Annotated in this window: 2 protein-coding genes; one reads left to right on the forward strand and one right to left on the reverse strand. The window is 61.8% G+C overall.

The window, feature by feature from the left end; translation table 11 throughout:
• Positions 1-16 precede the first annotated feature (16 nt).
• Complete coding sequence (locus CWS39_RS28095; RefSeq protein ID WP_102146093.1) at positions 17-997, reverse strand: TniQ family protein; 981 nt, start codon at positions 995-997, stop codon at positions 17-19.
• A 136-nt stretch (positions 998-1,133) separates the two neighbouring features.
• Here CWS39_RS28095 and CWS39_RS28100 point away from each other — a divergent pair, with 136 nt between their 5' ends.
• Positions 1,134-1,394, forward strand: a complete 261-nt coding sequence (locus CWS39_RS28100; protein ID WP_102146094.1) for a helix-turn-helix domain-containing protein — start codon at positions 1,134-1,136, stop codon at positions 1,392-1,394.
• The last annotated feature ends 369 nt before the right edge of the window (positions 1,395-1,763 follow it).

The raw sequence follows: 1,763 nt of genomic DNA on the forward strand, positions 1-1,763 counted from the left end.
AACGCCGCCATCATGCTCATCCTGAGTGCCGGTCAACAGGCGACAGGCGAGTTGCTGCTTCGTCGAAGCCTGTCTGGCTGAGGATTCCGTGGGCTTCCGACAGCACGTGTCCGCGCAGGCGCGCGCTCTGTGGAGGACTAATACCCCAGCGCGGTCCACGGCGTTGCGTCGTTCGCTTGACTGCCTCAACGTGAATGTCGCCGGCCCAATCTACAAAGGACGTCGCTTCTTGCCGAGACAGCAGATGAAGCAACAGCGTTGCAAGGTGCCGCAATTCGGCGAGATAGGTCTGTGGATCCGATTGCCTGCCCAGCATTCTGACCGGTTGCCTCGTTAGTGCTCGTTTGGCCACACGAGCTGCGTCAACAACCGCCTCCGGTGCTGGTTCAACTGAGTGGGCTGTAACCGGATGCTTGCATGGGTTTCGAAGGCCGACCGGGTTTCCACACGGCTGCTCCTGGCCGAGCTGCGGCCGCAGAGGGGAATGGCGGTGAGCACGAAACCGCATCCCACAGCCGGTACACCCGGTAGTCAGAAAGACTTCGTGCTTAACGCACACCGCGACGATGGGCAATCGCCATTCCACGCGCCAGATCTTGTCGACGGCCAGGCACAGCGGGCAGGCTTGAGAACCGAACTGAGGAAACCAGCCCTGTGTCACGACTTGTCGGAAGCTGTGGCGCCGGCGTGGATCGAGACCGTCCAGCCGTAGAGGAAGGCCATCGCCAAACCGCATCAGCGTGGCACCCTCAAGCGACGGTATCGGCATTCCGCCCAAGCTGGCGATTCTGTCCGTGATCGCAGGATCTGGTTTGACCATCAAGAACGCCGACGATGGCGCTCGTCGTTCTTCTGGCCTCGTCAGGAGACGCATCATTTGCGCCGACGGTAGATCGTTCGCGACGGCGAGCCGCTCCAGATAGCAATCAAGCGCCTCATCCGCAGCGATCGCAATCCGACTCGGCAGCAGTTCTCGTCCCCGGAATGCCGCTGTCATAGTCTCCGAGGCCAGGTCACACCGGACAGCGTTAGAGCTGTCGTGCGCCGTCGCGCTCGCAATCGCGGAGCCACGATCTGAGAATGCCCTACTAGTAGGGCTGACTTCTAGCCCTCCGGCGGGAGTACTGGATGGCGTGCCGACGCGCCCCAGCCAAAACGACCCCAAGCGTGTGGTCGCTTGGGAACGGCGAAGACGGCAAGTGGGGACGCGGATTCAGGCATTACGTATTGACCGCGGCCTCACACAGGAGCAGTTGGCGCAGCAGTCGGGGGTGTCGCGCAACGTGTTGATGGATGTGGAGCACGGCCGCCGAGGCATCCTGCATGAACGGCTCTTCGACATCGCCAAGGCGCTCGGCGTCTCGGCAGCCGACCTCCTCGAGGGCATTCGGTAGGACGAACCAATACCTAGACGCCACTCGGCAAGGGCTACGTTCTGCGATGCAGGGCCCTGCAGAAATGGTGCGGCGCGGTGCGCCGGTAATTCCTAGCTGTTTCACCTCGTACGGCACGCCGATGGTGCCATCGGTACCGGGCTCGACACGACACCGCCCCCGCAAAGTTATGGCCCCGACCGTTTGCCCTACTAGTAGTACTATCCGAATAGCTAATGCAGGCTATGCAGTAGGAGAGTCAAGGTGGAGAAGCGTAGAAGCGGGACCGAGACGCGACAACGCACCGAGAGACTGAACCTGCGACTGCTGCCATCGGAACAGCGAGCCCTACCGGAACCTGTCAACCTGAATGAGGCACCGTTGCGCGGT

This window comes from Mycobacterium hubeiense (assembly GCF_002838065.1).
Classification (GTDB): Bacteria; Actinomycetota; Actinomycetes; order Mycobacteriales; family Mycobacteriaceae; genus Mycobacterium; species Mycobacterium hubeiense.